Annotated in this window: 22 protein-coding genes; 11 read left to right on the top strand and 11 right to left on the bottom strand. The window is 53.5% G+C overall.

What is annotated here, in order from left to right; translation table 11 throughout:
• The first annotated feature begins 14 nt into the window (after positions 1–14).
• From phnC to ACQ4N8_RS04945, 4 genes are read left to right on the top strand one after another with little or no spacing between them, the layout of a single operon-like run.
• Entirely contained in the window at positions 15–815 is an 801-nt protein-coding gene (phnC, locus tag ACQ4N8_RS04960; RefSeq protein WP_430703239.1) for a phosphonate ABC transporter ATP-binding protein, read from the top strand.
• Complete coding sequence (phnE, locus tag ACQ4N8_RS04955) at positions 812–1,609, top strand: phosphonate ABC transporter, permease protein PhnE (protein ID WP_430703238.1); 798 nt, start codon at positions 812–814, stop codon at positions 1,607–1,609. The genes phnC and phnE (ACQ4N8_RS04955) overlap by 4 nt, the downstream gene beginning before the upstream one ends.
• On the top strand, positions 1,610–2,443 hold the full coding sequence (gene phnE, locus ACQ4N8_RS04950) for a phosphonate ABC transporter, permease protein PhnE (protein ID WP_430703237.1): 834 nt from the start codon (positions 1,610–1,612) through the stop codon (positions 2,441–2,443). It begins immediately after the preceding gene.
• Positions 2,444–2,475: 32 nt separating this feature from the next.
• Complete coding sequence (locus tag ACQ4N8_RS04945; protein ID WP_430703236.1) at positions 2,476–3,501, top strand: tyrosine-protein phosphatase; 1,026 nt, start codon at positions 2,476–2,478, stop codon at positions 3,499–3,501.
• A 125-nt stretch (positions 3,502–3,626) separates the two neighbouring features.
• Here the strand turns inward: ACQ4N8_RS04945 and ACQ4N8_RS04940 are convergent, their stop codons facing one another.
• The gene (locus ACQ4N8_RS04940; protein WP_155606181.1) at positions 3,627–3,872 is read right to left on the bottom strand and encodes a NifU family protein; all 246 of its coding nucleotides are present in this window, start codon (positions 3,870–3,872) and stop codon (positions 3,627–3,629) included.
• A gap of 78 nt (positions 3,873–3,950) precedes the next feature.
• Here ACQ4N8_RS04940 and ACQ4N8_RS04935 point away from each other — a divergent pair, with 78 nt between their 5' ends.
• Positions 3,951–4,190 (top strand): YuzB family protein, encoded by a 240-nt coding sequence (locus ACQ4N8_RS04935; RefSeq protein WP_430703235.1) that lies wholly within the window; start codon positions 3,951–3,953, stop codon positions 4,188–4,190.
• A 27-nt stretch (positions 4,191–4,217) separates the two neighbouring features.
• On the opposite strand, the gene ACQ4N8_RS04930 is transcribed toward ACQ4N8_RS04935, so the two are convergent.
• Both ACQ4N8_RS04930 and mqnE read right to left on the bottom strand, forming a co-directional pair.
• Positions 4,218–5,279: an NAD(P)/FAD-dependent oxidoreductase gene (locus ACQ4N8_RS04930; protein ID WP_430703234.1), complete on the bottom strand. Its 1,062-nt coding sequence runs from the start codon at positions 5,277–5,279 to the stop codon at positions 4,218–4,220.
• Positions 5,280–5,336: 57 nt separating this feature from the next.
• Positions 5,337–6,443 (bottom strand): aminofutalosine synthase MqnE, encoded by a 1,107-nt coding sequence (gene mqnE, locus ACQ4N8_RS04925; RefSeq protein WP_430703233.1) that lies wholly within the window; start codon positions 6,441–6,443, stop codon positions 5,337–5,339.
• A 382-nt stretch (positions 6,444–6,825) separates the two neighbouring features.
• Here mqnE and ACQ4N8_RS04920 point away from each other — a divergent pair, with 382 nt between their 5' ends.
• Positions 6,826–7,182 (top strand): HesB/IscA family protein, encoded by a 357-nt coding sequence (locus ACQ4N8_RS04920; RefSeq protein ID WP_430703232.1) that lies wholly within the window; start codon positions 6,826–6,828, stop codon positions 7,180–7,182.
• Between the two features lie 409 nt (positions 7,183–7,591).
• Here the strand turns inward: ACQ4N8_RS04920 and ACQ4N8_RS04915 are convergent, their stop codons facing one another.
• Together ACQ4N8_RS04915 and ACQ4N8_RS04910 are read right to left on the bottom strand one after the other, a co-directional pair.
• On the bottom strand, positions 7,592–8,791 hold the full coding sequence (locus ACQ4N8_RS04915) for an AI-2E family transporter (RefSeq protein ID WP_430703231.1): 1,200 nt from the start codon (positions 8,789–8,791) through the stop codon (positions 7,592–7,594).
• A gap of 173 nt (positions 8,792–8,964) precedes the next feature.
• Positions 8,965–9,189 (bottom strand): hypothetical protein, encoded by a 225-nt coding sequence (locus ACQ4N8_RS04910; protein ID WP_430703230.1) that lies wholly within the window; start codon positions 9,187–9,189, stop codon positions 8,965–8,967.
• 195 nt (positions 9,190–9,384) lie between these two features.
• Between ACQ4N8_RS04910 and ACQ4N8_RS04905 the strand changes: the two genes are divergently transcribed.
• Positions 9,385–10,047: a YheC/YheD family protein gene (locus ACQ4N8_RS04905; RefSeq protein WP_430703229.1), complete on the top strand. Its 663-nt coding sequence runs from the start codon at positions 9,385–9,387 to the stop codon at positions 10,045–10,047.
• Positions 10,048–10,271: 224 nt separating this feature from the next.
• The gene (locus ACQ4N8_RS04900; protein ID WP_430703228.1) at positions 10,272–10,415 is read left to right on the top strand and encodes a sporulation histidine kinase inhibitor Sda; all 144 of its coding nucleotides are present in this window, start codon (positions 10,272–10,274) and stop codon (positions 10,413–10,415) included.
• Positions 10,416–10,792: 377 nt separating this feature from the next.
• Here ACQ4N8_RS04900 and ACQ4N8_RS04895 read toward each other — a convergent pair whose 3' ends face one another.
• Positions 10,793–11,794: an NAD(P)/FAD-dependent oxidoreductase gene (locus ACQ4N8_RS04895; RefSeq protein ID WP_430703227.1), complete on the bottom strand. Its 1,002-nt coding sequence runs from the start codon at positions 11,792–11,794 to the stop codon at positions 10,793–10,795.
• Between the two features lie 418 nt (positions 11,795–12,212).
• Here ACQ4N8_RS04895 and ACQ4N8_RS04890 point away from each other — a divergent pair, with 418 nt between their 5' ends.
• Both ACQ4N8_RS04890 and ACQ4N8_RS04885 read left to right on the top strand, forming a co-directional pair.
• Positions 12,213–13,406 carry an NAD(P)/FAD-dependent oxidoreductase gene (locus tag ACQ4N8_RS04890; RefSeq protein WP_430703226.1) on the top strand — a complete coding sequence of 398 codons (1,194 nt, stop codon included), beginning with the start codon at positions 12,213–12,215 and terminating at the stop codon, positions 13,404–13,406.
• Position 13,407: 1 nt separating this feature from the next.
• On the top strand, positions 13,408–13,659 hold the full coding sequence (locus tag ACQ4N8_RS04885) for a hypothetical protein (protein WP_430703225.1): 252 nt from the start codon (positions 13,408–13,410) through the stop codon (positions 13,657–13,659).
• 260 nt (positions 13,660–13,919) lie between these two features.
• Here the strand turns inward: ACQ4N8_RS04885 and hemQ are convergent, their stop codons facing one another.
• Positions 13,920–14,666, bottom strand: coding sequence for a hydrogen peroxide-dependent heme synthase (gene hemQ, locus ACQ4N8_RS04880; protein ID WP_430703224.1), 747 nt, complete (start codon positions 14,664–14,666; stop codon positions 13,920–13,922).
• 781 nt (positions 14,667–15,447) lie between these two features.
• On the opposite strand from hemQ, the gene ACQ4N8_RS04875 reads away from it, so the two are divergent.
• Complete coding sequence (locus ACQ4N8_RS04875) at positions 15,448–15,741, top strand: YuiB family protein (RefSeq protein WP_430703223.1); 294 nt, start codon at positions 15,448–15,450, stop codon at positions 15,739–15,741.
• 69 nt (positions 15,742–15,810) lie between these two features.
• Here ACQ4N8_RS04875 and ACQ4N8_RS04870 read toward each other — a convergent pair whose 3' ends face one another.
• The 4 genes from ACQ4N8_RS04870 to ACQ4N8_RS04855 all read right to left on the bottom strand — a co-directional run bounded on the left by ACQ4N8_RS04870 (position 15,811) and on the right by ACQ4N8_RS04855 (position 19,055).
• Positions 15,811–16,146 (bottom strand): helix-turn-helix domain-containing protein, encoded by a 336-nt coding sequence (locus ACQ4N8_RS04870; RefSeq protein WP_430703222.1) that lies wholly within the window; start codon positions 16,144–16,146, stop codon positions 15,811–15,813.
• 151 nt (positions 16,147–16,297) lie between these two features.
• Complete coding sequence (locus ACQ4N8_RS04865) at positions 16,298–16,891, bottom strand: TasA family protein (RefSeq protein ID WP_430703221.1); 594 nt, start codon at positions 16,889–16,891, stop codon at positions 16,298–16,300.
• 95 nt (positions 16,892–16,986) lie between these two features.
• On the bottom strand, positions 16,987–17,571 hold the full coding sequence (sipW, locus tag ACQ4N8_RS04860) for a signal peptidase I SipW (protein ID WP_430703220.1): 585 nt from the start codon (positions 17,569–17,571) through the stop codon (positions 16,987–16,989).
• A 2-nt stretch (positions 17,572–17,573) separates the two neighbouring features.
• Positions 17,574–19,055 (bottom strand): hypothetical protein, encoded by a 1,482-nt coding sequence (locus ACQ4N8_RS04855; protein WP_430703219.1) that lies wholly within the window; start codon positions 19,053–19,055, stop codon positions 17,574–17,576.
• Positions 19,056–19,440 lie beyond the last annotated feature (385 nt).

The raw sequence follows: 19,440 nt of genomic DNA, 5'->3' as shown, positions 1-19,440 counted from the left end.
GGAGGGTTGAAAAAATGCCATTGCTGCAGGTGGAAGGTTTGCGGAAAGTTTACGCGGACGGAACCGTGGGGCTGGGCGGCATCGATATCCGGGTGGAGGCGGGGGAATTCGTCACGGTCATCGGGCCGAGCGGAGCGGGCAAAAGCACGCTCCTCCGCTGCCTGAACCGGATCGTCGAGCCGACGTCGGGCAGCATCCGGTTTCAGGGAGAAGAGAGCGTGGGAACCGGCGGGCGGAAGCTGCGGCGGCTCCGCCGGGAAATCAGTATGATTTTCCAGGGCTTTAATCTGGTGGAACGCGTGTCCGTCCTGACCAATGTCCTGCACGGCCGGCTTGGATATATGAGCAGTTGGCGCGGAGCATTGGGGTTGTTCTCCAAGCAGGACGTCCAGGAGGCCGAGCGCTTGCTGGAGCGCGTCGGCTTGGGGGAGCAAATCTATAAGCGGGCCGACGAACTCAGCGGAGGTCAGCAGCAGCGGGTCGGCATCGCCCGGGCGCTCGCCCAGAAGCCAAAGCTGATTTTGGCCGACGAGCCGATCGCCAGTCTGGATCCGGCTTCCTCCGAGACGGTGATGAGCAGCTTGCACCGTTTTTGCAAGGAAGACGGCATCGCTTGCCTGTGCAATCTGCATCAGGTCGATATGGCCCGCAAGTACGCTACCCGCATCATCGGTATCCATAAGGGGACGAAAATTTTCGACGGGACGCCGGAGGAACTGACGGACGACATCATTGCCAAAATCTATGCCCGGGCACCAAGGGACGCCGTGTTTAGCGAGCCGGAGCCCCGGAAGGCGGCGGAGGCGGCCGTATGAAGCGGGATCATCGTGGGTTGCGCCATATCCGGCAAACCAAACGCAATCAGACGATTCTTTTTCTCGTCTTGCTGATCGGGCTGACCGTATGGTCGGCGATCGGCACGGGCTTTAATCCTGCGGCGGTTTGGGGCGGACTCGGCAACGGGGCGAGGTTTCTGTTCGTCGATTTGCTGCCGCCGGATACCGCCAAGTTTCCCGGCCTGATTGACCCGGCGCTCGATACGATCTACATGAGCTTCGTCGCCATGGTCATCGGCTCGCTGGTCGCCGGTTTTCTGGCGCTGTTCGCGGCGGCCACGACATCGCCGAATTCGGCGCTCCGCGTGGCTGTTCGCGGCATATCCGCCATGCTGCGCAATATTCCGGTAATGATCTGGACGATCCTGTTTGTCGCTTCCTTCGGGCTGGGCAATCTGGTGGGCATCTTGTCCCTGTTGCTCGTATCGATCGGCATGCTCGTACGCTGCTACGCCGATTCGCTGGAGGAGATCGACATGGGCCAGGTCGAGGCGCTCCGGGCAACCGGCGCGGGCTACTGGGCCGTGCTGACGCAAGCCGTGTTGCCGCAGTTTCTGCCCAGCTTTATCGGCTGGTCGCTGTTCAATCTGGAGATCAACGTGCGGGCCTCGACCATCGTTGGCATGGTCGGCGGAGGCGGGCTGGGGTTTGCGATTCAATCCGGCATCAAGCTGTTTCAATACAAGGAGGTCAGTATGGCGATCCTTCTCGTGCTGATTATTGTCCTGGGTACGGAATTTCTGACGGGCCGGATCAGAAGGAGGCTGATCTGAATGAACGAACATGCGCCAAATGTTATGGCCGCAAACGGGCGATTACGATTAGCCAAGCGGCAAGCGGCCAGGCGAAAGCTGGCGCTCGCCGGGTACGGAGCCGGGGCGGCCGCCTTTTTCGTCTTTTGCCTGATCCAGCTTGATCTAGATTACGCCAGACTGCTGGAGGGAGCGGCGAAGTTCGCCGGTACGGCAAGCAAGATGTTCCCGCCGGATGTCTCACAATGGACCTACGTGCTGTCCGCGGCGGCGGAGTCCATTCAGGTGGCCGTGCTCGGCACGGTGCTGGCGATCATCGCATCCTTCTTTCTCGCGTTTCTGGCTGCCGACAATATTACGCCGCATCCCGCAGTCGCCTGGCTTGTGCGTGGCGCCGCCTCCTTGCTGAGAGCGATTCCGACGCTGGTCTGGGCGCTGATCTTCATTGTGTCGGTCGGCATGGGGCCGCTGCCCGGCGTGCTGGCGATTATGGTTGGGGCGATCGGCAGCTTGATCAAAGTGTTCGCCCAGTCGCTGGAAGAAGTGGACAAGGGCGTGATCGAGGCGTTGCGCGCCACGGGAGCGGGCTGGTTGGCCATCGTGATCCAGGGAGTGCTGCCCTGCGCACTGTCGGCGTTGCTGTCGTGGTGCGTCATGCGGTTCGAGGGGGATTTGGCGGAATCGACGATTCTGGGCGCCGTGGGCGCGGGCGGTATCGGCTTCGAACTGTCCCATGCGATGCGGAGTTACCGGTTTGATCAGGCGTTATTCGTCGGCTTTGTCATTTTTGCTATGGTATTCAGTGTCGAGCTTATTTCCAACCGGTTGAAGCTGAGTCTCCGCAAAAAATCGTAGCAAACGTTCAAATGGGAAGGAGCCCTATTCAAATGATGAGAAAAATCGAAACGGCCGGCTTGCGGGAAGAGCGGGTCAGACTGGAGCGGACGGAAGCGGGGGAACTGCGCTTGCTCTGGTTACAGAAGGAAGCGGACCTGCCGGTGCAAATCTATTGGAGCCCACGCCCGCAATTCGCGGAACAGGAGGCCAGGCTGATCGCGGAAACATTAGGCGCATCCGCGCACGCTTTTGCCGATCCGCAGCCGGAAGGGCGCAGCTATTATCATATCCGGCTGGGCGATGAACTCCTGCCGACGGTAGCGGAGCGGATCGTTCCGTTGGAGCGTGTTCCGAACTTTCGGGATATGGGCGGTTATGCGGCGGCCGACGGCCACCGCGTACAATGGGGAAAGCTGTACCGTTCGGCCGAGCTCGCCCGCATGACGGAGCAAGATATTGAATATGCTCGCAGCCTCGGCATCGTCTGGATTTGCGACCTGCGCACGCCGGGGGAAGTCCGCCGCTATCCCAGCCCGCGCATCGGCGGCGAGCTGAACGAGAATCTCTCCTTCATGGCTTCGGCCGATCCCGGAGAGATGACCGCCGCCGGCATGGCCGGCATGACGTTGGACATGCTGGCCGATGCGAACCGGATGATGGCCGGCAATACGGAGCTGGCGGCCCGTTTCCTGCGCCGGCTGCTCGATCAGCAAGGAGCGCCGATACTCTTCCACTGCGCGGCGGGCAAGGACCGCACCGGCTTCGTCGGTTCGTTGATTTTGCAGGCGCTTGGCGTCGACCGCGAAGATATCTTAAGCGATTATGCGCTGACGAACCGGTTTGCGGAACGTCTGAAGGGCGAAGTCGGCGACGGGGGCGACCCGGCCTGGGCGGAAGCGATGAAGGGCTTGCCGGAGGAGGTGCGGTCCGGGATGCTGGAAGCCAGACCTTCCTACCTGCAGGCCGCTTTTGACGAGATCGACCGTAAGTACGGCGACTTCGAAGCGTATTGGACGAGCGGCTTGGGCCTGGGCCTGGAAGAACTCCGCCGGCTTCGCGGTTACTATTTAGAATAGCTTGGCGTACCCGGTCAAATGCCAAACAAAAACCCGGCCTTCCGGCAATGCTGCCGGCGGGCCGGGTTTACTTTAAACCCCTCTTGCTGAAGAGCGTTAAATTTCATGGATGCGAACAATCGAAATTAGAATACTTGAACGACCTCTTCAACGCCTTCTACTTCTTCGAACAGAGCGCGTTCGATCCCTGCTTTGAGGGTGATGGTGGAGCTTGGGCAGCTGCCGCAGGCACCCATCAATTTCAGCTTCACGATGCCGTCTTCCACATCGACGAGTTCAACGTCGCCACCGTCGCGCTGCAGGAAAGGACGCAGTTTGTCCAAAACTTCCAATACTTCATCATACAATTGATCTTGTACGCTTTCACTCATTGTTTTCAACTCCTTTCTTGATTTATTATATTACATAATGTCTAAAATTTAAATGCTTCTTCATGGGGAGGCGACGATTTGAAGCCCATCCTTGAATTTTGCGCGAACAACGCCGGCTTCGGTACGGCTGAAGCCATCCAAAAGGTGCGGGAACAATACGACTGCGACGTTTATGAGTACGGCTGTCTCACCAGCTGCGGGATCTGTTACCTGTTCCCCTACGTCCTGGTTGACGGGGAGCAGGTCGAAGCGGAAAATGCCGATCAGCTGGCGGAGCGGATTCTCCGGATCATCAGGGAGACGCATTCCGGGACGTAGTCCTCAAACCTCGCTCCCTCCACGAGTTTACCCAATATGATGTTTGGACATCCACAGTACGCCGCTTTTGAGCAGCCGCGGTACGCGGCCCGTCACCTGCGTCCGGCCCATGAGGCCAAAGCCGGCTTTCTTGCCAAGCGAGCCAAGCGTGCCCTTGAGCTTGATCGGCTGCAGCCGCGGCGGTTCGCCGCGCCATAAGGCGGCCGCGACCTGGCCGATGTGATGGCCTTGACCTTCGGCGGCTTGGGCGCTGGGCGAAAACGGCAGGCTGGCGCAATCGCCGCAAACGAACACCTCCGGATACTCCGGAATTTGGTAGTATTCGTTCAGCAGCACGCGGCCCTGCCGGTCCTTGGCCACGTCCATGGCCTGAACGAGCGAAGCCGGCCGGATCCCCGCCGTCCACACGGTGACATCGGAGGCGATTTCGCCTTGTTCGTGCCGGATGACCCCGGACTCGAGGGCGCCAATTGAAATGTGCGAGAGCGTTTCGATGTCATGCTCGTGGAACCATTTGGCCACGTAGCCGGACACCTTCGGCGGGAAGGCGGACAGCAATCGTGAGCCGCGGTCGACGATGGCAATGTTCAAATCGGGCCGGCTCTCCCGCAGCTCGGCGGCCAGCTCGACGCCGCTTAGTCCGCCGCCGACGATATTGATTTTGGCATACGGCCTGGCGTTGTTCAGCCGCATGTAAGTTTCCCGGACGGCCGCAAACGATTGGATGCTGCAGGAATGCTCGCCGGCGCCGGGAATATGATGATAATTATCGGTACAGCCGAGGGCAATCACCAACTGGTCATATTCCAGCGGATCCCCCTCTTCAAACAGAACCAGTCGCCGCTCCAAATCCAAAGCGGCGACTTCCCCGTATTTCATGTTCAGGCCCGGATAGGTAGGATAAGGGACCCGTAATTCGTGATCGCTGGCCGTTCCGGCCGCAAGCGCGTAATATTCGGTCTTTAAGCTTTGAAAAGGCATACGGTCTACCAATACGATTTGTACGTCCGAAGGAATATAACCTTTGAACAACTCGTGAATCACGGCCGTTCCGCCATAACCTCCACCAAGAACAACGAACTGCCTCATACGATACGATTTCCCCTTTGGCCTATTGGTTCCTTGCAATGCACGTTGATGCAGGGTTTATTCGTAAACCCGTACTTCGTTATAGAAGGTATCCCGTTCAACCGGGATGCGTCCGGCTCCTTTGACCAGCCAGATCAGTTCTTTCAATGTCAGCCCTTCCGGAGTTTGCGCGCCGGCGGCGTGGCTGATTTGCTCCTTCAGGATCGTGCCGTGCACGTCCGAAGCGCCGAAGGTCAGCGCCACTTGCGTCAGTTGCACCCCGATGTTGATGAAATAAGCTTTGATATGCGGGATGTTATCCAGCATCAGCCGGCTAATAGCAATCGCCTTGAGATCCTCGTAAGCCGAGTTGCGGCGCATGATGCTGGCGTTTTTGTTGCGCGGCTGCATCGACAATGGAATGAACACGTTAAATCCGCCGGTTTCGTCCTGCAGATCGCGGATTTGCATCATATGACGGACCCGGTCCTCATAGGATTCGACCGAGCCGTACAGCATGGTGGTCGGCGTCTTGATGCCCAGTTGGTGGGCGGTCCGGTGAACGTCGAGATATTGGTCGACATTCGCCTTTTCGACCTTCATTTTTTCCCGGTACTGGTCGGACAAGATTTCCGCGCCGCCGCCGGTCAGCGACTCCAGGCCGGCCTTTTGCAGCTCGAGCAGTACTTCCTTGGTGCTCAGACCGCTAATTCGGGTGAAAAATTCAACCTCGGCCGCCGTATATGCCTTGATCGTCACCTCGGGGAAATTTTCCTTCAGCGCTTTTAGCGAATCGACGTAATATTGGAAAGGCACATGGTTGTTATGCCCGCCCACGATATGGAACTCGCGTACGCCGGGGGTAATGTGCTGCTTGACGTAAGCCACCATTTCCTCCCCGGAAAGCGTATAAGCCCCTTCTTCTCCTTGATCCTTGCGGAAACTGCAAAACGCGCAATGCGATTCGCAGACGTTCGTGAAGTAGAGGCTCATGTTTTCGATGAAGTATACCTTTTTGCCATTCTTGCGCAAATTGGCCTCATTGGCTAATTGGCCGATGGTCAATAGATCGTTGCTTTCATATAAATAGACCCCGTCTTCGAGGGTGAGACGTTCTCCATTTCGGACTTTGTCCGCAATTTCAGCCATTCTCTTATCGGTGTCAGGGGTGACAACAGTGAACATATCGTTCCCTCCGTTTCCAAGTGCGTAAATGCCTTGTACCATACTGTATGAATTACCTTCCTATTATAAACCTCACGTCCCAAGGGGGCAATAAGCCCAAACGGAAGAAATTAGGTTTGCAACAAGAAATATCACATTTGTTGAGCGGATGGAGGAGAAGGAGTATAATTTCATTATAATTAAATTTAAGTTCAAAAAGTTAGGTTTTCAGCACCGAGAAGGTTGGATGAAGCTAGGGACCGAGTAGCGCAGCGTAGCCTCCGGCTACGTGAGCAACGGAAGGCCCGGCTGAATTCAAGATTCGATGTCGAATCCCCTTCCATGTTCTGCTTCGTGATCAAAAGATAACTTTTTGAACAACCTTAAAAGGAGTGTGACAGGGATGATTACGATTAGCGACAGCGCGATGGCGCGGATTAAAAATATGCTCGCGGAAGAGGAAACGCCAAATATGTTTCTTCGCGTCGGCGTGAATCCGGGCGGCTGCAGCGGTTTCTCATATGGCATGGGTCTCGACGATCAGGAGAGCGAAGAGGATGTATACATGGACATCCAAGGACTCAAGGTAGTCGTCGATAAGGAAAGCGTCCGTTATTTGAACGGACTGGAGATCGATTTCAAGGAATCCGGCATGAGCGGCGGGTTCACCATTCACAACCCGAACGCCATCGCCACCTGCGGCTGCGGCCAATCGTTTCGCATGAAGGACGAAGAGGGACAACCGCAAGCTTGCGATTGATTAAGGGTAAAGATGCAGGTGAATGATAATAAGTACGGCCCCCGCAGATTCTGCGGGGGCCGATTTTTTTCACAAGTCCATAATAAGGGTAAAAAAAGCCCTTATTTTCCGTAAAAATGTGCATTGCGAGATAATAGGGGACATTTATGTCCTTATTTTAGGGCGATGCGCGGAAAAAGCTCCTTTTGGAGCGAGGGGCAATAAAATAGAGGACAAAAGTTCCTTTATTTTTCGAAATAGAGCCGTAAAGAGCAAAATAAGGGCAAAAATTGCCCCTATTTTGAACAATCGTTCGTGGATCCTGGTTGACCATTTGAACCATGCGTCAATACCCGCCTTTAGCCCGATCGAGTTTCCTGATTCGCTCGAGCGTATCAATTCATTCGAACGTTTCTACGCCGGTCCGCTTTTATTCCTTAGGTCCGTCCACGTTCCCGGCGCCATTGGTTTCGGCAAGGCCGGGCGCATCTTCCTCCTCCGGATCGTACAGATGCGAACGCCGTTCAAACCATTGGAACAAGTGGGTGCAAATGACCTTCAGCACCGCGTACCCCGGCACGGCCAAAATGATGCCGATGATGCCAAACAAGTTGCCGGCGGTCAGGATCACGAAGATGATCGTGATCGGATGAACGCTTAGCGTCTTGCCCATGATTTGCGGCGAGATGAACTTGCCTTCGATCAGCTGCACGACCGTCCAGACGACGATCAGCTTCAGCAGCATGATCGGCGACGTGACGATGGCGATGATCAACGCAGGTGTGATCGCGATGGCCGGACCGAGATACGGCACGATGCTCGTAAACGAAGCGATGATCGCCAGCGTCAGCGAATAGTCGAGGCCGATGATGAGGAAGCCGACATACATCAACGCCCCGATGCAGAAGCTGACGATGATTTGTCCGCGGATATAGGAGCTGATCTGACCGTTCATTTCCGTCATCACATGATGCGTCTGCCGGCGAAAGCGCACCGGCACGAAGCGCAAGATGAAATGCGGCAGCTTTTTGCCGTCTTTTAATAGATAGAACAAAATGAACGGCACGGTGACGATGGCAAGTACGACGTTTTTGACCGCGCCCAGGAAACCGCCGAGGCCCGACCAAGCGTTGTCCAGCAGGGCTGTCCCCTGCTCCGACAGGGAGCTGGACAGATCGTCGAGATTAAAGCCCGTCGACTCCTGAATCTGATGGAAAAAGTTGCTGCCGATCAGGCTTTCGAACTGCCGTTGGACTTCCGCAGTGTATCTAGGGAAATTTTCGATCAAGCTCGTGATTTGCTCTTGCACTAACGGGATAACGGTCATGATCAGGACCGTAATGATCCCCGCGATCAGCAAGTATAAGGCGGTTATCGTATAAACCCGGCGGACCTTTTTGCTTTCCAGCCAATCCACCAGCGGGTTTAACAAATAATAAATCGCCCCGGTCAGCAGAATCGGCAGCATGACGGTTTTGAACAGTACCGTAAGCGGTTTGAACACGAACGGGATTTTGGCGAAAACCCAAATGTTCAAGCCGACCAGCAGCAAGACGAGCATAAACAGGACAAAGCGGTTATTCAGGAATATTTTTTTGAATCGGCCGCTCCATAGTTGCGAATCACCCATGCAGAATTACCCTCCAATATTTTCGTTCATGATCCGGGCAAACAATATATGTAGTTAATACGTGCAGAATCGATATGGTTTCCACTTTTTTAGGTAAAAGACTCACGCCGAACCCTCAGGTAACGGCCTGAGTCTACGAGAAGCGCAACCGGACAAGCGGCCATTAGGCCGGATCAGAAAAATTGCCGGTTTACCATCACCGCGACCATGGAGGCGGCTACTAGAGAAAAGACGATACAGCTTATGCCAAGGCCTTTGCGCGCCGTTTTGACCATTTTCAGGCCCGTAAGGAACAACGCAACGGTAATTCCCGCCAACACCAGCGACATGGCGACCATGGCGAACCAATACAGCACTTCAAAAAAGGATGCCGCGAATGAAGAATCCCCCGTATTCAAAGCTTTCGATTTCCCCTTCCTCTGCTAGGTATAGACCATTGTTCCCCATTAATATACGTTAATTTCTCAGGTTTGCATAGAAAAAGCCTTTGCGCATCGGCGGGGGAAAAGAGGCTTAAGCCTTGGACAATCATCCAAGAATATGAATCTTCAAACGAGTAATATACCGTATAGTGCGAGAAAGGGGATGGTGTCATGGCGGGAAGACAATTGGCCAACAAATGGCTGAAGACCGAGGCGCTTCTAAGCAACGCGGACGTGGCCGCCCACATACCGCAAACCCGATTGTACGGTGCCGATTCCTTGAGAGGGATGCTGCACCAGTTTGGCATGGTCGTGATCAAACCGCTCCGTGGCGGCGGGGGATACGGTGTCATCAAGGTCACTTACGCTGGCGGGGTATACGCTTTTACTTATATGTCCCGGCGGTATGCTTTTTCCGGCTTTCATGCGATGTTCCGGGCGCTGAACCGGGTAAAGGTCAGACGGAAATACATGATTCAACAAGGGATTCATCTGGCGCGCATCGCCGGTCGGCCGATCGATTACAGGGTGAAAGTCGTGAAGGATAATGGGGCCTGGGTTTATCGTTCTATGGTAGGCCGGTTGGCCCGCCCGGGGTTGTTCGTTACGAATCTGTGCAAGGGCGGCACCATGCTAAGCGCCCGCGAAGGCCTCAGCCGGTCGTTAAGCCGAAAAGTCAGCGGCCGGAAACGCGGGGAAATGCGCTCGCTGACGAATACCTGCATTCATATTCTGGAGAGCCGCTTTCCGGGGATCGGCGAGCTTGGCTTCGATTATGGAGTAGACCGGAACGGGAAGATCTGGATTTTCGAAGTGAATACGCGGCCGCAGTAAGCCCATAGCACGTGGAGACAAAAAAATTTTTGGGGAAAAATGGGAACATCTGTCCTGTGAATAACTATTGTCCACATTATCCCATTATATTTTTCAACGGTTTTCGATATTTACTAACACGTTATTCACAGGATTTCCACAAGCGATTGTGGATAACAGGAACACTTGTTCTACTAATCTTTTCCTGCTATGATAAGGAAAATACTAGAAAGGATGTGTCACCAATGGCGCTGTTAACGGATGAATTGCTTCTTGAATCCTACCAAAAGGCGACGGAATTGAACCTGGATCGGGAGTTTATCGCACTGCTGTTAGCGGAAATCCGTAAACGCGAAATAGAGCTTGCCGTACCGTCCGTAATTCACTAAACGGTGGACAACCTGTATATCCGCCCAATTATAATGAAGTTATCCACAAACCATTCAAGGCGCCTGCCAGGCGTTGACATGATATATATAAGCTTCATGACAATGTGGACACTGCACGACATGTTCGCAGCCGGAAGGAATACGTGCGGAGACCGCTGAGGTATATTGATCCGCGGAGCCGTAAGGGCTGTAGGGCCCGGCGTAATCTTCTTTTTTTCCAGCATTCTCAAGGACGTATCCGCAATCGGGGCAGGTGGCGGTCAATGCAGCCAAACCGTTGCATAACGGGCATATATAAGGCAAAGGGTATCTCTCCTTTACGGCTTAATCTTCCGTAAAGTTAAGATACCCTTTTATTTGTAATCTCATGTAAATGTTTATAGCTTAAGATTGCTGCTGTGTCCCGGGGACAACTTCGCCTCCGGATCGATGTAGACCTTGGCATTGTTGACGGCCGTAGGCGCTTCGCCGAAGCCCACCGCGATCAGGTCCAGTTTGCCCGGATAAGTCGTGATGTCGCCTGCGGCGAAAATGCCCGGAATCGAGCTCTCCATGCGGGAATCGACAACGATGGCGGTGCCTTCGATGTCGAGGCCCCATTCGGCGATCGGACCGAGCGATGAAACAAAGCCGAAATTGACGATCACGTCGTCCACCGGAAGCTCTTGCGTTTCTTGCGTTTTTACGTGGGCCAGCGTCACGCGTTCGATCCGTTCTTCGCCATGCAGCTCGGCGATTTCCGTCGGCGTGATGACCTGCACGCGGGAAGCCATCAGATTCTCGACGCTGTGCTCATGGGCCCGGAATTTGTCGCGGCGATGGATCAGCGTGACCTGTTCGGCAATCGGCTCCAGCATGAGCGCCCAGTCGACCGCAGAATCGCCGCCGCCGCTGATCAGCACCTTTTTGCCGCGGAACTTGTTCATATCGCTAACGAAATAGTGCAGGTTGGTTTTCTCGAAGCGGGAAGCGTTCTCCAGCTCCAACCGTCGGGGTTCGAAAGCGCCTACGCCGGCCGTGATGATCAAGGCGCGAGCGTGGTGAACCTCTTTATCCGTCGTCACGACGAAATGGCGTTCGTCTTTCTTCTCGATTTGCAGCACGCGTTCTTCCAACCGGACGTCCGGTTCGAACAGCTTTAGCTGTTCGTTCAAATTGTCGATCAATTCCTGACCGGTCACTTTGGGAAAGCCGGCTACATCATAAATATATTTCTCAGGGTAGAGGGCTGCGACTTGCCCCCCCAGCTGAGGCATACTTTCAACAAGCTTAACGGAAGCTTTTCTCATTCCGCCGTAAAATGCGGCAAACATGCCTGCCGGTCCGCCTCCGATAATGAGGAGATCGGTGAATTCGCCGCCGTTGTTTTGGGATGACACGGGCCAAACACCTCCAGATGGTTTCTCATTTTTATATTGTCAATTCTACTTTATTATAATCGCCCCGCACCGACTTGACAAAGGCAAGTTGAAAACTGTCGAAAATATGGAATAAAAAACGTAGAAAGTCCTACAACTACGGGTAAATAAGACTTGATCTTTTGGGCAAAAGTCGATATCATTCAAATGTATGCACTCATATTTGTGACGAAAAAAGTACATTTATGAAAATACTGCGCATTGTTTTTGATAATAATACCGATAAGGTTTAAACTGTTTGTGACAAATGTCTCAGAATCTGCATTTAAAGGTTAGGATTGGTACCGAAGACTGATTTTTTATGTGTTAATTTTCACATTAAGGTTTTTGGTTTAATTTCAAATATAGAGTGTTCAAACTTGGAAGGAGAACAAATTTCATGAGTACCATACCCAAAATTGTAATTCTCGGTGCGGGTTATGGCGGCATTCTTACCGCCCAGCGACTGCAAAAAGAGTTGAATTACAATGAAGCGGACGTCACCTTGGTGAACCGCCACGATTATCATTATTTTACGACGCATTTGCATATGCCTGCCGCAGGGACCGATTCCATCGAGCATACGCGGGTGGCCATTTCCAAACTAATCGACGAATTCAAGATCGACCTGGTGAAATCGAATGTACAGGAAATTCGTCTTGCCGACAAAAAGGTCGTGCTGCAGGACGGAACCCTTTCTTATGATTACCTGATTATCGCATTAGGCGGCGAGCCGGAATCATTTGGCATCCCGGGTTTGACGGAATATGCGATGACGATCCGCAGCATCAACTCCGTCCGCTTGATTCGCCAGCATATCGAATATCAATTTGCTCTATACAAAGCCGACGAAAGCCGTACCGACCGCTTGAATTTCGTGGTTGGCGGCGCCGGCTTCAGCGGTATCGAATTCGTGGCCGAACTGGCCGATCGTATCCCGCAGCTGTGCAAGGAATATGACGTGGATCCCAATTTCGTGAACATATATAATGTGGAAGCTGCGCCAACGGCATTGCCGGGCTTCGACCCGGAACTGGTCGAATACGCGATGGACGTGCTCAAGAAGAAGGGCGTGCAGTTCAAAATCGGCGTGGCGATCAAGGAATGCACCCCGGATGGCGTGGTTTTGGCCTCCGGCGAAGAAATCAAATCGCAAACGGTCGTCTGGACGGGCGGGATTCGCGGCAATCGGCTGATTGAAGCAGCCGGCTTCGAAACGGCTCGCGGCCGGGTCAAAATCGACGATTGTTTGCGGGCTCCGGGCCATGATAACGTGTTTATCATCGGGGACAACTCCCTGATGTTTAACCCGGAAGGCCGCCCCTATCCGCCTACGGCACAAATCGCCATGCAGCAAGGGGTGACCTGCGCGCAAAACGTGGTGGCCTCGATTCGCGGCAAAGAGCTGAAGAAGTTCGTGTTCAGCAATAAGGGTACGGTCGCTTCGCTGGGCAAAGGGGAAGCCGTCGCTACCGCTTTCGGCAAGAAATACAAGGGCTGGGTAGCCGCCCAATTAAAGAAAGTCGTCGACATTCGCTATCTGTTCACGATCGGCGGCATTCCGCTGGTGCTGAAAAAAGGAAGATTCTTCTAGGATGCGTCACTGCAGCGTACAGGTACGAGGGCTGCTGACCCGGGAGGAGCTTGACCGATATAACGCCTTGATGGAGGTCGGGTCTTACCTGGAATCGCAGGAGCGGTACGATTTGTCTTACACCGTCCAGAAGGAAGTCGACATCTTGATTCTTCCGGCGATCGAACGGTTGAAGGAGAAGAGCAGGGACCGCGACCGGGCTACGGCGGAGTACTTGGAATCGCTGCAGGCCGAGGCGGAAGAAGAGGAATGAACATAAACCTATAAGTTTGTTCCCAAAGTCGGCTTTTCAGCACCGAGAAGGTTGGATGAGGCTAGGGAGTGAGTAGCGGAGCGTAGACAAATCTACGTGAGCAACGGAAGTCCCGGCTGAATTCAAGATTCGATGTCGATTAAGCTTCATGTTCTGCTTCGTGATCCCAAGATGATTTTTTGAACAACCTCTATAAGCGAAGGGTGTGCCGCTCATCGAGCAGGCCCACCCTTCTTTGGTTTATCGTTATCCGATTGAGGTTACAGCTTCAGCATCTCGTCGATCAGCTCGGCGTTCAACAGATTGCCGACATAGAATCCGCCGAATTCCCCGTAGCGTGCGCTCACTTCGTCAAACCGCATTTCGTAGACGAGCTTCTTGAACTGCAGCGCGTCGTCGGAGAACAAGGTCACGCCCCATTCCCAATCATCCAGGCCGACGGATCCCGTAATGATCTGTTTTACCTTCCCGGCATAGCTGCGGCCGATCATCCCATGGCTCCGCATCATCGCGCGGCGCTCGTCCATCGACAGCATGTACCAGTTGTCGCCGAGGTCGCGCTTCTTGTTCATGGGATAGAAGCAGATGTGCTTGGACTTCGGCAGGATCGGTTGAAGACGGGCCAGCACTTCCGGATTCGCCTTCGGGTCGCCGTCGCCGGAGGCCAGGTAATTGCTCAGTTCGACCACGCTGACGTAGGAGTAAGCCTTGGTCGTATATTCCGCAAAGGTCGTTTTGTTAAAGGCGGTTTCCAAAGCGTTCAATTCTTCGAGTGTTTCCCGCAGATGCATGAACACGATGTCCGCTTTCTGCCCTACGATCGCGTATACCGCGGAGCTTCCCGTTTTGGACTGTTCCATCAGGTTCCACTCCTGAAGGAACATGTGCAGCTCTTCCAGGGCTCCGGCGCGTTCCTCATCGTCCGCCGCCTTCCAGGCAGTCCAATCGATGGTGCGGAAGTCGTGAAGCGCATACCACCCCTCCAGGGTCAAGGTAGCTTCGTTCATTTATAATCACTCCTATATCAAATTCGGATAATATCCATGATCAACCAGTTATGCTTCTCTATTGTAGCGCAAGGAACGTAAAGGGAGCAAATCGGTTCACCTAATTTTCATGTAAAGTTCATTGCTTCGTTACATTTTTTCTAGTAAACTTACTACTAGCTTGAGTACGTGTGATTTATTTTATAGTTCAATTTTTTGAACTACCGGTTTCAAATAAAGGTTCAAAAAGGCAGGTTTGGAGCACCGAGAAGGTTGGATGAAGCTAGGGAGTGAGTAGCGGAGCGTAGGCAGACCTACGTGAGCAACGGAAGTCCCGGCTGAATTCAAGATTCGACGCCGATTAAGCTTCTTGACCTGCTTCGTGATCCAAAGCTGAGTTTTTGAACTACCGGTTTCAAATAAAGGTTCAAAAAGGCAGGTTTGGAGCACCGAGAAGGTTGGATGAAGCTAGGGAGTGAGTAGCGCAGCGTAGGCAAACCTACGTGAGCAACGGAAGTCCCAGCTGAATTCAAGATTCGACGCCGATTAAGCTTCTTGACCTGCTTCGTGATCCAAAGCTGAGTTTTTGAACTATCGGTTCAAATAAAGGTTCAAAAAGGCAGGTTTGGAGCACCGAGAAGGTTGGATGAAGCTAGGGAGTGAGTAGCGGAGCGTAGGCAGACCTACGTGAGCAACGGAAGTCCCGGCTGAATTCAAGATTCGACGCCGATTTAAGCTTCTTGACCTGCTTCGTGATCCAAAGCTGAGTTTTTGAACTACCTTATAGAAGGGTGGGGGAGCGATGGGCTGGCTCATCGTATTGGTGCTGATGGTATTGTTCTTCGTCATGATGTTCGGCATCGGATTTATTCTTAATATGCTTATGAAAACAACCTGGTTTCCCGCGTACATCTTCATTATCGTCATCTTGCCGATCGTGGTCTATACGCTATGGAATCATGACAAGAGCTTTGGCGCCTATCTGGCCTCGTTCCGGCTGGTCGATTATTTGACGGCGGTCGCCGGGCTCGCCGGGGCTATTTTGAGCGGATGGACGATCCGCAAGCTGCGGCAAGGCGGATATAAAATGTTCTAAAAGCAGTATCAAAAAGGCGCGAGCCGCAGGGGTGCCCCTTGCGTCTCGCGCTTTTTTTCGCTGATGCCGTTATTCTTTTTGGCCCATTTTCCATTTCTGGTACTCGAGGAAGTCCTTGAACTCCTTCTTGCTGACGCCCGAGGTCATCGCTTGCTGTACCAGTTCGGACCATTCGGGATCAAGCAGATCCTCCGCAGGGCGGTCACCGTACAAAATCAAGTGGATGGAGACGTTTAAGGCATCGGCAATTTTCTCGATGAAAGAAATGGATGGATTCGACTGAATATTTCGTTCGACATTGCTCAGGTAGGATTTCGCCACATCCGCTTTTTCCGCTAGCTCCGAAAGAGAGTATCCCCGGTCCTGCCGGATTTTCTGGATGCGCTCGCCAATTTGATCTGCCATGTAGCCGTCGCCCTTCTATCAGAATAATTTGATGCCATTATATCAAAATATACGTGATCGGACAAAGGCGTTAAGTTGGATATTCCTCAAGCAAAGAACACCTTAGACCCAGGAGCGGGGTAAGGTGTTCTGCAAAGGCTAAGAGGCCTGATTATTTGATTTGGCCAGCGCCTTGTTTAGCTTCGAACGTCCAGGTGAGGCCCAGGCTGTCGCCTTGGAATTCGTTTTGATCCTGTCCGTTGTCCTTGAATTCGAAGTTCACGATCAGATTATCCGAATCGCCGGCTCTCAAGCCGCCGCGTTCTTCAAACCAGGAGGCCCATCCGTTCTCAACGGCATCCGGAGATTGGTTTTGCAGGTCGTACAACGTGGTTTGGTAAATGACAGTCTCTACCTTGTCGACGTTGGTCAAAAATTTAACGATAATATGTTTGCCGAAATCGTCGACATTTGCAGGTGCGCCAGCCTTATTATTAACCGAGTATGTCGTTTTCAGCAGCACCTTGGCGATATCGAGCGTACCGTTGTTTTTCAGTTTGAAAGTACGAGTAGCGGAATCACCCGGTTTCAGGTTGCCGACGTTAATGATCGCCGTAGGATCGGCGTTCAGGTCCAAGGTGCCTGCCGCGAAAGTGCCGGTCGTTTGGACGGAATCGCTAAAGTAAGCGAACGTGCCTCCGCCGATCAAAGTCAATCCAAGTGCTGCTGTCGCTACTCCGAAACCCAAAGTTTTTTTGATACCCATTACCAAATTCCTCCCTGATTTTAAATGATATTTTTTATATATTGCATCCCTATGAGGTCATAAGGAGAACAACCGACAATCATTTTCAAGATAAATTACGAAGCTTTGGCATCCGACTGGGAAGCGTTCGGGTCCGGCTTGTTGTCTTCCAGCCCGGCGATGGCTCTCCACAGGGATACCAGCGCATACAGGAACAGAAGGATTCCCGGGATGATGAGCAGCGTGATATTTCCCAATTTGGTCCCGGCGAAGCTGACCGCGTATCCGACATAAGGGACGGTGAAACCGGTATATACGCCCGTTACGTTCACCGGATTAACCGGCTCGGAGTCGGCGGCATTGTTATTGTCGCCTTTGGTCCGATAGAGGACTTGCCCCGTCTCTTCATGACGCGTAACCTCGACGATCCGGTGGGTAATCAGCCGATTCTCATCCGCCCGGAAGGTGATGACATCTCCTACGGCAAACCGCGTCATATCCCCGCCGGGCTTAATGGCCACGACGGAACCGGTATGAATGGAGGGCTCCATGGAACCTGACAACACCGTTTTCAACTGATAACCGTAAAAGTTCGGTTCGCTGCCGTTCATTTTGGACATGACGACCGATCCGGCTACCGTGAAAAAGGCGATCACGACGACAGCGGTTATTGCGTTGCTTATCCATTTTTTGATTCGCATGCTCATTCACCGCCGTTCGCTGGATGCAGGGGAACCGGGACCGTTTCGGAATCCGCGGGGTCCTCGTCCTCATCCTCATCTTCGTCTTCATCTTCATCTTCATCATCGTCTTCCAGCGGGAGATCCTCCTCCGGCTTGGTCAGGACGAGATTGCCCTCCGGGTTCGGCGGGAGTGTCGGCAGCTCCGGCTCCAAGGCAGGCGGAGCCTGATTTGCGGGAGCTCCCGGTTGGTGATCGGCAGGATGCTCTCCGCCGGAAGGGGCGGTTTCATCGGTAGACGGCGTGTCTCCGGGCTCCTTCGTGGCGTCGTCGCCTGTTGCGGAACCCTCCTCCGCCGGAGTTTCTTGATCGTCCGGAGTCGCTTCGTCCTCTGCCGGCACTTTGTCGTCCCCCGGTTGATCAGGCGTTTCAGGCTTCTCGGCGGGATCGCCGGGTTCGGCCGCCCCATCGTCAGTCGCTTCGTCGCCGTCAGTTTCGTTTTTAGCGGCTTCTTCTTCCGCCTTGGCCTGCTCCTCCGCCAATTGCTTAGCCCGTTCGATTTCCGCCAGCCGCTCCGCTTCCGCTTGGGCCAACAGCTGTGCCTTAAGCGATTCCAAGCTGGAGATGTCGGCCGATAAACCGGCGATCGCGGTTTCCAGGGAAGCCTGAACGCTTTCGAAGTTAGCGAGCTCTTCGGCGCTGACGGGATCGCCCCCGCCGGCTAGTCTGCCGGCAAATGGACTGGCGAAGGAAACCGCCTGGAAAGCGTCGCCCGGCTGCATCGTTAATCCGGTTTGATGAATGGATCGCAAGTAAGCCAACACGTCCTGCAGCGAACCGCTGAGAGGACCGGAGAGAAGTCCGTGCAGCTGCAGCATGTCGCCGATGCGGTCAATCCACGTCGTTTGCGAAAGCTCGGCGCAATTCGGCTCCAAATCGTTCAACGTGGCGAGCAGCTCGTGAATGACCGATGCCGCGGCGGCAAGCTCCTGCAGCAACTGCTGCCAAATGGCCAGATTGGAGGCCTTTTGTTGTTCGAGCTGCTGAATCATGGCGTTGATCCCGCTGATTTGTGCCGCAATGCCGGCGGCCTGAGCTTCCAGTTCGCCGCCGGGATCGGCTTGGACGGGACTTCCTTCGCCGTATACCGCTTCCGTGGCCGATGGGGCCGCTGAAGCGGGCTCGCTAGAGGAAGCTGCGGGCCGAGGTGCAGCGGAAGCAGCCAGATTGCTCATATCATAAGTGGCTGGGATTGCGGTAGCGCCCATCAGTCGGCCTTTTAAGGAAGCAGCCCGTTCCAGGTGATCCGCCAGCTGCGAAAGCAAGCTTTCAATCTGGCTTGGGAAGACCCGGCAGGCCTTGATTTCGGAATTATCCTCGCGTACACTGGTGAATTCCCCGTAGGTCGTGCCGACCTGCTGGGATGTCCATAGCAACAGGGTGGACAGGATGAGTCCGGATTGCAGCGATTTGACCATCGTTTGCTTTTTGCGTTTTTTGCGCATTTTACGGATCACTTCAGCTCGAGTTCTTCGCAGAAAAAGTCTCTCCTTTCCAAGCATGATTCCGTCCGTTCGTTAATATGTTCTTTATTAAGAACGAATTCCGTGATTTGAATATACACGAATCCCCTGGAAAAAGGAAAACGGCAAATTCAGTGAAAAATTCTCAATAGAGAACAACTATCTTGAAATTGCTTTATTTTACGCTGTTTATTGCCCGATATGAGTCGTTACGTTCTTTATAAAGAACGAAGACCCGATCCTCGGCTATTGTCAGAAATTTTTTGATGCCAACTGACAAGAACGTAAGCGATCAAACAAAATAAGCTAACCTTTTCCGATAATTCCGCCGTGCTTCCTTACGCGGAGCGACATACTTTTCAAAACG

The sequence above is a fragment of the Paenibacillus macerans genome (assembly GCF_050565405.1).
Taxonomy (GTDB): domain Bacteria; phylum Bacillota; class Bacilli; order Paenibacillales; family Paenibacillaceae; genus Fontibacillus; species Fontibacillus macerans_B.
Note: the sequence above shows the minus strand (reverse complement) of the source record. Positions and strands in the feature narration are given on the sequence as shown.

What these genes read in the sequence shown, in the direction of transcription:
- phnC (WP_430703239.1), top strand. Translation starts at nt 15, where the DNA reads ATGCCATTGCTGCAGGTGGAAGGTTTGCGGAAAGTTTACGCGGACGGA.
- phnE (WP_430703238.1), top strand. Translation starts at nt 812, where the DNA reads ATGAAGCGGGATCATCGTGGGTTGCGCCATATCCGGCAAACCAAACGC.
- phnE (WP_430703237.1), top strand. Translation starts at nt 1,610, where the DNA reads ATGAACGAACATGCGCCAAATGTTATGGCCGCAAACGGGCGATTACGA.
- ACQ4N8_RS04945 (WP_430703236.1), top strand. Translation starts at nt 2,476, where the DNA reads ATGATGAGAAAAATCGAAACGGCCGGCTTGCGGGAAGAGCGGGTCAGA.
- ACQ4N8_RS04940 (WP_155606181.1), bottom strand. Translation starts at nt 3,872, where the DNA reads ATGAGTGAAAGCGTACAAGATCAATTGTATGATGAAGTATTGGAAGTT.
- ACQ4N8_RS04930 (WP_430703234.1), bottom strand. Translation starts at nt 5,279, where the DNA reads ATGAGGCAGTTCGTTGTTCTTGGTGGAGGTTATGGCGGAACGGCCGTG.
- mqnE (WP_430703233.1), bottom strand. Translation starts at nt 6,443, where the DNA reads ATGTTCACTGTTGTCACCCCTGACACCGATAAGAGAATGGCTGAAATT.
- ACQ4N8_RS04920 (WP_430703232.1), top strand. Translation starts at nt 6,826, where the DNA reads ATGATTACGATTAGCGACAGCGCGATGGCGCGGATTAAAAATATGCTC.
- ACQ4N8_RS04915 (WP_430703231.1), bottom strand. Translation starts at nt 8,791, where the DNA reads ATGGGTGATTCGCAACTATGGAGCGGCCGATTCAAAAAAATATTCCTG.
- ACQ4N8_RS04905 (WP_430703229.1), top strand. Translation starts at nt 9,385, where the DNA reads ATGGCGGGAAGACAATTGGCCAACAAATGGCTGAAGACCGAGGCGCTT.
- ACQ4N8_RS04900 (WP_430703228.1), top strand. Translation starts at nt 10,272, where the DNA reads ATGGCGCTGTTAACGGATGAATTGCTTCTTGAATCCTACCAAAAGGCG.
- ACQ4N8_RS04890 (WP_430703226.1), top strand. Translation starts at nt 12,213, where the DNA reads ATGAGTACCATACCCAAAATTGTAATTCTCGGTGCGGGTTATGGCGGC.
- ACQ4N8_RS04885 (WP_430703225.1), top strand. Translation starts at nt 13,408, where the DNA reads ATGCGTCACTGCAGCGTACAGGTACGAGGGCTGCTGACCCGGGAGGAG.
- hemQ (WP_430703224.1), bottom strand. Translation starts at nt 14,666, where the DNA reads ATGAACGAAGCTACCTTGACCCTGGAGGGGTGGTATGCGCTTCACGAC.
- ACQ4N8_RS04875 (WP_430703223.1), top strand. Translation starts at nt 15,448, where the DNA reads ATGGGCTGGCTCATCGTATTGGTGCTGATGGTATTGTTCTTCGTCATG.
- ACQ4N8_RS04870 (WP_430703222.1), bottom strand. Translation starts at nt 16,146, where the DNA reads ATGGCAGATCAAATTGGCGAGCGCATCCAGAAAATCCGGCAGGACCGG.
- ACQ4N8_RS04865 (WP_430703221.1), bottom strand. Translation starts at nt 16,891, where the DNA reads ATGGGTATCAAAAAAACTTTGGGTTTCGGAGTAGCGACAGCAGCACTT.
- sipW (WP_430703220.1), bottom strand. Translation starts at nt 17,571, where the DNA reads ATGCGAATCAAAAAATGGATAAGCAACGCAATAACCGCTGTCGTCGTG.
- ACQ4N8_RS04855 (WP_430703219.1), bottom strand. Translation starts at nt 19,055, where the DNA reads ATGCGCAAAAAACGCAAAAAGCAAACGATGGTCAAATCGCTGCAATCC.